The following is a 7,702-nucleotide window of genomic DNA, read 5'->3' as shown; positions in this document are numbered from 1 at the left end:
TAACCGACGACAAAGGCGTTGTGGTATTCGAACAGAACGTTGAAGCAGGCGACATCTGGCGCATGTGTCAGGCCAAAGACGCACCGATCCAGGATTGGGTGAAACTGGCGGTCAACCGCGCTCGCGCCAGCGCCACTCCAGCCATTTTCTGGCTCGACCCGATGCGCGCCCACGATGGCGTCGTGATCGAGAAAGTTCAGGCTTACCTGAAGGATCACGACACCACCGGCCTGGACATCCAGATCATGGCGCCAGTCGACGCGATGAAGTTCACCCTGCAGCGCACCCGCTCCGGCCTCGACACCATCTCGGTGACCGGCAACGTACTGCGCGACTACCTGACCGACCTGTTCCCGATCATGGAACTGGGCACCAGCGCCAAGATGCTGTCGATCGTTCCGCTGATGAACGGCGGTGGTCTGTTCGAACCCGGCGCCGGCGGTTCGGCACCGAAGCACGTTCAACAGCTGCTGGAAGAAAACTTCCAGCGCTGGCATTCGCTGGGTGAATTCCTGGCACTGGCCGCGTCCCTGGAACACCTGGGCGTGACCTACAACAATCCGAAGGCGCTGGTTCTGGCCAAGACCCTGGATCAGGCCACCGGCCAGTTCCTCGACAACAACAAGTCGCCATCGCGCAAATTCGGCAACATCGACAACCGCGGCAGCCACTTCTACCTGGCGCTGTACTGGGCTCAAGCGTTGGCCGCTCAGACTGAAGACGCCACGTTGCAAGCGCAGTTCAGTAAACTGGCTAAAACCCTCGCAGACAACGAGGCAACCATCGTTGCCGAATTGAACGCGGTTCAGGGCAAGCCTGTGGACATCGTCGGTTATTACCGCTTTGATCCCAAGTTGGCTAGCGAAGTCATGCGTCCAAGCAAAACCTTGAACGCGGCGATCGCCACGCTGGCTTAAGGCGCAACCGGCCAGGCGCTTTGGCGCCAGACCTGTCAGAGACCCCGGCCACGTGCCGGGGTTTCTGCTTAAGCGTCATCCTCCTTTTACAGAGGGCGAACACTTACTATGGATTGGCATCCCCACATTACCGTGGCGACCATTGTTGAAATTCAGGACCGGTTTTTGCTGGTCGAAGAATTCAAGGAAGGCCGACACGTACTCAACCAGCCTGCCGGGCACCTTGAGCCCAACGAGACCTTGCGCCAGGCCGCTGTGCGCGAAACCCTCGAAGAAACCGGCTGGGACGTCGAACTTACCGGTGTCGTCGGCATTTATTTGTACACCGCACCCAGCAACGGCGTGACCTACCAACGGGTGTGTTTTGTCGCCAGGCCGCTTCTGCATCATATGGAACGTTTGCTCGACACCGGCATCGTGCAAGCGCTCTGGCTCAGCCGTGACGAACTGTTTTGCCAACCTGAACGCTGGCGCAGCAAGCTGGTGATGCGTTGCGTCGACGACTACCTCGCCGGGCCAGTACACGACCTGGAGCTTATACGTGATTGAATACCTGTTTAGCCTTGGCGCCGACAGCCTGCTAGAATCGCGTCCTTTTTACAGACACACATCGAATCCCTATGCGTGATCAAGCCCCTCACGATCCAGCAAAGACGCGCGTTATCGTCGGCATGTCCGGCGGCGTCGACTCTTCCGTTTCTGCCGTTCTGCTGATCGAGCAGGGCTATCAGGTGGAAGGCCTGTTCATGAAGAACTGGGAAGAAGACGATGGAACGGACTACTGCACCGCCCGCGAAGACCTCGCGGACGCTCAGGCTGTTTGCGACAAAATTGGCATCAAGCTGCACACCGCCAACTTTGCCGTCGAATACTGGGACAACGTGTTTGAGCATTTCCTGGAAGAATACAAAGCCGGGCGCACGCCTAACCCGGACATCCTGTGTAACCGGGAAATCAAGTTCAAAGCATTTCTCGATTACGCCATGGTGCTGGGCGCCGATCTGATTGCCACCGGCCATTATGTGCGCCGCCGTGATATCGATGGCCGTACCGAATTGCTTAAAGGCCTGGACGCCAACAAGGACCAGAGCTACTTTTTGCATGCCGTAGGCGGTGAACAGATCGCCAAGACCCTGTTCCCGGTCGGCGAACTGGAAAAACCTGCCGTGCGCGCCATCGCCGAAAAACACGATTTGGCCACTGCGAAGAAAAAGGATTCCACTGGTATCTGCTTTATCGGTGAGCGCCGTTTCAGCGACTTTCTCAAGCAGTACCTGCCTGCCCAACCCGGCGAGATCAAGACCACTGAAGGTGAAGTCATTGGCCGTCACCACGGCTTGATGTACCACACCATCGGTCAGCGTCAGGGGCTCGGCATCGGCGGCTTGAAAGATGCCAGTGACGACCCGTGGTACGTGTTGGTCAAAGACCTGGAAAACAACGAGCTGATCGTGGGTCAGGGCAATGAGCACCCATGGTTGTTCTCTCAAGCGTTGATTGCGTCCGATATTTACTGGGTCAATCCGGTTGATCTGAGCACCCCGCGCCGATTGACCGCCAAAGTGCGTTATCGCCAAGGCGACCAACAGTGCACCCTGGAGCACAGTGCCAAGGGTTACCGCGTGGTGTTTGACGAGCCGCAGCGCGCTGTGACCCCAGGACAATCCGTGGTGTTTTATGACGGCGAGATCTGCCTGGGTGGCGGCGTCATCGAAGTAGCCGAGCCTTGGCACAGCAAGGACAAGCGCTGATGACTCCGACGCAAGAACAACTGATCGCCTTGGGTGGAGTATTCCAGGCGGCGGTGTTGGTGGACAAGATTGCCAAGACAGGTCAAGCCAGTGAGGCCGCGCTGAGCTGCATGCTCGGCAGCCTGTTGGTCATGGACCCGAAAGACACCATGGAAGTCTACGGCGGCGATGATCTGAATCTGCGTGAAGGTTATCGCTCGCTGGTCAGCGCGCTGGAGCGTGATCCGGCAGCGCTGCAACGGGAACCGTTGCGCTATGCCCTGTCGATGCTTGGCCTGGAGCGCAAGCTGGCCAAGCGCGACGATTTGCTTGAGCTGATCGGCAAGCGACTGCCGCAGATCAAATCCCAGGTTGAACATTTCGGCCCGGTTCATGAAAACGTGATTGCCGCCAGCGGTGCGCTGTATCAGGACACCCTGAGTACGTTGCGCCAACGGATCCAGGTTCACGGTGACATGCGTAATTTGCAGCAACCGAACAATGCATCGAAAATCCGCGCCCTGTTGTTGGCCGGTATTCGCTCCGCGCGGTTATGGCGACAGCTCGGCGGTCATCGCTGGCAGTTGGTGGTCAGCCGTCGCAAGCTGTTGAAAGAGCTTTACCCGATGTTGCGCGGCTGATTTGTCACGTTGTAATGCCGCCACTGTTTAAGCACTGCGCGCTCTACGCTGGTCAGACCGAAACGGACTGACCCGTTTTTCATGTATGATACGCGCCCCATTTCGTCGCCCGACTGTCCGAGAACACCCCATGCAGCTTTCTTCGCTCACTGCGGTTTCCCCTGTTGACGGCCGCTACGCCGGCAAAACCCAGGCCCTGCGCCCGATTTTCAGTGAATACGGCCTGATCCGTTTTCGCGTCATGGTTGAAGTCCGTTGGCTTCAGCGCTTGGCTGCTCACCCACAAGTCACTGAAGTGCCGGCCTTTTCTGCCGAAGCCAATGCGATTCTCAATACCTTGGCCGAGGACTTCTCCACCGTCCATGCCGAGCGCGTAAAAGAGATCGAACGCACCACCAACCACGATGTAAAAGCCATTGAGTACCTGCTCAAGGAACAAGCGGCCCAGCTGCCTGAACTGGCCAACGTCAGTGAGTTCATCCACTTCGCCTGCACCAGCGAGGACATCAACAACCTGTCCCACGCACTAATGCTACGTGAAGGCCGCGACAACGTGCTGTTGCCGTTGATGCATGAAATCGCTGGGTCTATCCGCGGACTGGCGATCCGCTTCGCCAATGTGCCAATGCTGTCGCGCACCCACGGTCAACCGGCCTCCCCGACTACTTTGGGTAAAGAGCTGGCAAATGTTGTGTACCGCCTGGAGCGCCAGATCGCTCAGATCGTTGCTGTTCCGCTGCTGGGCAAGATCAATGGCGCCGTCGGCAACTACAACGCGCATATCTCTGCTTATCCGGACATCGACTGGGAAGAAAACGCCCGAACCTTCATCGAAGACGAACTGGGCCTGGGTTTCAACCCATACACTACGCAGATCGAACCGCATGATTACATTGCCGAGCTGTTCGATGCCATTGCGCGCTTCAACACCATCCTGATCGACTTTGACCGTGATATCTGGGGCTACATCTCCCTGGGTTACTTCAAGCAGCGAACCATCGCCGGCGAAATCGGTTCTTCGACCATGCCGCACAAGGTCAACCCGATCGACTTCGAAAATTCCGAAGGCAACCTGGGCATCGCCAACGCACTGTTCCAGCATTTGGCCAGTAAGCTGCCAATCTCCCGCTGGCAGCGCGACCTGACCGACTCTACTGTCTTGCGCAACCTCGGTGTGGGCTTCGCACACAGCATCATTGCTTACGAAGCCAGCCTGAAGGGCATCAGCAAACTGGAGCTCAACGCCGCAAAGATCGCCGCTGATCTTGATGCGTGCTGGGAAGTGTTGGCTGAGCCTATTCAAACGGTCATGCGTCGCTACAACATCGAAAACCCGTACGAAAAACTCAAAGAGTTGACGCGCGGCAAGGGCATCAGTCCTGAAGCGCTGCAAACCTTTATCGACGGACTGGAAATGCCCGCCGAAGCCAAGGCCGAGCTGAAAAAGCTGACCCCGGCCAATTACATCGGCAGCGCCGTGGTTCAAGCTTCGCGCATCTGATTTGATCTACATCTGTACGCGCCCAGCCGTGCTGGGCGTTTTCATTTCAAGGGCTTACAAATGAATCCTGATATTCCTCTTCAACTTCTGGGCGGCATCAGCGCACGTGTGTTTCTGCGCGATTACTGGCAGAAAAAACCATTGCTGATCCGTCAAGCCTTGCCGGACTTCCAAAGCCCGATTGATGCCGACGAGTTGGCTGGCCTGGCCCTGGAAGAAGAAGTCGAGTCGCGCCTGATCATCGAGAACGGCGAACGCCCTTGGGAAATGCGCCGTGGGCCGTTTGCTGAAGACGAATTCAGCAAACTCCCTGAGCGTGACTGGACCCTACTGGTCCAGGCAGTGGATCAGTTTGTGCCGGAAGTCGCCGAACTGCTGGAGAACTTTCGTTTCCTCCCGAGCTGGCGCATTGACGATGTGATGATCAGCTTTGCGGCACCAGGCGGTAGCGTTGGTCCACATTTTGATAACTACGATGTGTTTCTGCTTCAAGGCCATGGCAAGCGCAACTGGAAAATCGGCCAGATGTGCGATTCCGAGAGCCCGCTGCTGGAACACGCCGACCTCCGTATTCTCAAGGACTTCCAGGCCACTGAAGAGTGGACTCTGGAACCTGGCGACATGCTTTACCTGCCGCCACGCCTGGCCCATTGCGGCGTCGCGGTGGATGACTGCCTGACCTATTCCGTGGGGTTCCGCGCACCCAGTGCTGCCGAAGTGCTGACGCACTTCACTGACTTCCTGAGCCAGTTTTTGCCGGATGAAGAGCGTTATTCCGACGCCAACGCGCAACCGGTCAGCGATCCGCATCAAATTCAGCACGATGCCCTGGACCGTCTCAAAAGCCTGCTGGCTGAGCACATGAGCGATGAGCGCCTGTTGCTGACCTGGTTCGGCCAATTCATGACCGAACCGCGTTATCCGGAAATGGTAGTCGGGCCTGAGCTGGAAGAAGACGAGCTGTTCAGCAGCCTGGAACAAGGCGCTGTATTGATCCGCAATCCAAGCGCACGACTGGCCTGGTCCGAGGTCGATGAAGACCTGTTGCTGTTCGCCAGCGGTCAAAGCCGCCTGCTGCCAGGCAACCTGCGCGACCTGCTGAAACTGATCTGTGCCGCCGATGCGCTACACACTGAGAACCTCGGCCCGTGGCTGGCCGATGAACAAGGACGCAACCTGCTCTGTGAGTTGGTTAAACAAGGAAGCCTGGGGTTTGCCGATGAATAAAATCTCTGTACGGGTGGCCGATTGGCAGAAAGATAACGCCGACATTCGGCGCATCCGGGAAGCTGTTTTCATCGCCGAGCAATGCGTACCGCCTGAACTGGAATGGGATGCCGAAGATATCGGGGCAGTGCACTTTCTGGCGTTCGAAGATGACTTCCCGATTGGCACTGCTCGGTTGTTGCCTGCCGGCGAAATTGGTCGCTTATCGGTACTCAAGGACTGGCGCGGCCTGAAAGTAGGCGATGCACTGATGGACGCGGTGATTGGCGAAGCTGAAAAACGCGGACTGAAAGAGCAAAAACTTAGCGCTCAAGTACACGCCACGCGCTTCTACGAGCGCTTGGGCTTCACCGTCGTCAGCGGTGAGTTTCTCGAGGCCGGGATCCCCCACGTTGATATGGTGCGCGGCGGGTAATCACTCCTCTGTAGAAGCTAACGTGTTGGCGAGGCGGTGTATTTGACATGCCGCGCTAACTTTTCGCCAACAAGTTGGCCCCTACAGATTCAAAAACGCCCCGTTCTTTGCGGGGCGTTTTGCTGTCTGGGATTCAACTTGGTGCCCGTCAGGCCGACAAACTGTCAAACTCACGCCTCAATGCCATTGCGGAGACACGGACATGTTCCTACGCACCCTTTTTACGTCACTGTTGCTGGTCTGCAGTTTCAGCGCGTTAGCAGCAACGGAAGTCGTGCCGCTGAACTATCGCACCAGCGACGACTTATTACCGGTAGCCAAGTCGTTTCTGGGCAAGGAAGGCACGGTTAGCGCCTATGGCAACCAACTCATCGTCAACGCAGATCCCGCCAAGATCGACGAACTTCGCAACTTACTTAACCAGTTGGACAAGGCGCCAAAACGCCTGATGATCAGCGTCGACACCAGCGATAGCACCTCGCAAGACAGCCAATCCTTGGGCCCCTCTCACATCATCAATCGCAGCACTGACAGCCGTAACGGTGGCGTACAGCAAGTGCAGGCCAGCGAAGGCATGCCCGCGCTGATTCAAGTCGGCCAGTCCGTGCCGCTGACCACCACGCGTACCGATTCCAATGGTTACGCACAAAGCGACACGCAATACCGCAACGTGACCCAGGGTTTTTACGTCACCGCCAGCCTGACCGGCGATGTCGTGCACCTGAGCATCAGCACCAATAACGACCGAATGAATCAGGAACACCCTGATGTAGTGAACGTCCAGAGCAGCGACACAAATGTCACCGGGCGCTTGGGAGAATGGATAACCCTCGCCGGTGTCAGTGAGCAATCTCAGGCCGACCAGCAGGGCCTGGTTCAGCGCCGGAGCACGCAGGGCCGAGGCGACATGAGCTTACGAGTCAAAGTTGACGCCCTCGACTGACTGAAAACCAAAGCGCCAAAAACTGACTGGCTGGTCGCAAAACCGCAAATATGTAGTGCTTTTAAAAAAGCACTACAAAACATTTGACGGGTCAAATCTGGCGAGGCATGATTGCCTCGCTCCCGCTAAACAGAGGCTCTGCATCAAGCCTCCGAATCGCCGCTCAAACCCATCCCACCTGAGCCGATTCGTGTCTGTACGCCCACAAGGCCGTCGCAATCTTGCAAGACCCTGGCTTGACCGCCCACGCTTCTGTATTAGCGAGTAGCCAGCAACGCGCCTCAAGGAATCAGGGCCGTCTGGCGGAGCAGGATTTTCCACCCAAGAC

At 57.2% G+C, this 7,702-nt stretch carries 8 protein-coding genes; all 8 read left to right on the top strand.

The window, feature by feature from the left end; genetic code table 11:
• The coding region (locus JWR17_RS04430) for an NADP-dependent isocitrate dehydrogenase (RefSeq protein WP_299828694.1) at window positions 1–917 on the top strand (917 nt) is incomplete at its 5' end.
• Window positions 918–1,025: 108 nt separating this feature from the next.
• On the top strand, window positions 1,026–1,466 hold the full coding sequence (locus JWR17_RS04425) for an NUDIX hydrolase (protein WP_299828693.1): 441 nt from the start codon (window positions 1,026–1,028) through the stop codon (window positions 1,464–1,466).
• Window positions 1,467–1,537: 71 nt separating this feature from the next.
• Complete coding sequence (gene mnmA / locus JWR17_RS04420; protein WP_299828692.1) at window positions 1,538–2,668, top strand: tRNA 2-thiouridine(34) synthase MnmA; 1,131 nt, start codon at window positions 1,538–1,540, stop codon at window positions 2,666–2,668.
• Window positions 2,668–3,288: a high frequency lysogenization protein HflD gene (gene hflD / locus JWR17_RS04415; RefSeq protein ID WP_299828691.1), complete on the top strand. Its 621-nt coding sequence runs from the start codon at window positions 2,668–2,670 to the stop codon at window positions 3,286–3,288. Before mnmA ends, hflD begins: the two co-directional genes overlap by 1 nt.
• Before the next feature lie 130 nt (window positions 3,289–3,418).
• Complete coding sequence (purB, locus tag JWR17_RS04410) at window positions 3,419–4,789, top strand: adenylosuccinate lyase (RefSeq protein ID WP_299828690.1); 1,371 nt, start codon at window positions 3,419–3,421, stop codon at window positions 4,787–4,789.
• Window positions 4,790–4,849: 60 nt separating this feature from the next.
• Window positions 4,850–6,016: a cupin domain-containing protein gene (locus JWR17_RS04405; RefSeq protein ID WP_299828689.1), complete on the top strand. Its 1,167-nt coding sequence runs from the start codon at window positions 4,850–4,852 to the stop codon at window positions 6,014–6,016.
• The gene (locus tag JWR17_RS04400; RefSeq protein WP_299828687.1) at window positions 6,009–6,431 is read left to right on the top strand and encodes a GNAT family N-acetyltransferase; all 423 of its coding nucleotides are present in this window, start codon (window positions 6,009–6,011) and stop codon (window positions 6,429–6,431) included. The genes JWR17_RS04405 and JWR17_RS04400 overlap by 8 nt, the downstream gene beginning before the upstream one ends.
• 202 nt (window positions 6,432–6,633) lie before the next feature.
• Window positions 6,634–7,374, top strand: coding sequence for a secretin N-terminal domain-containing protein (locus JWR17_RS04395; RefSeq protein ID WP_299828685.1), 741 nt, complete (start codon window positions 6,634–6,636; stop codon window positions 7,372–7,374).
• Window positions 7,375–7,702: the final 328 nt, after the last annotated feature.

This window comes from Pseudomonas sp., assembly GCF_028293835.1.
GTDB lineage: Bacteria > Pseudomonadota > Gammaproteobacteria > Pseudomonadales > Pseudomonadaceae > Aquipseudomonas.
The sequence above is the reverse complement of the archived record's forward strand: the minus strand, read 5'-3'. Positions and strand labels throughout refer to the sequence as shown.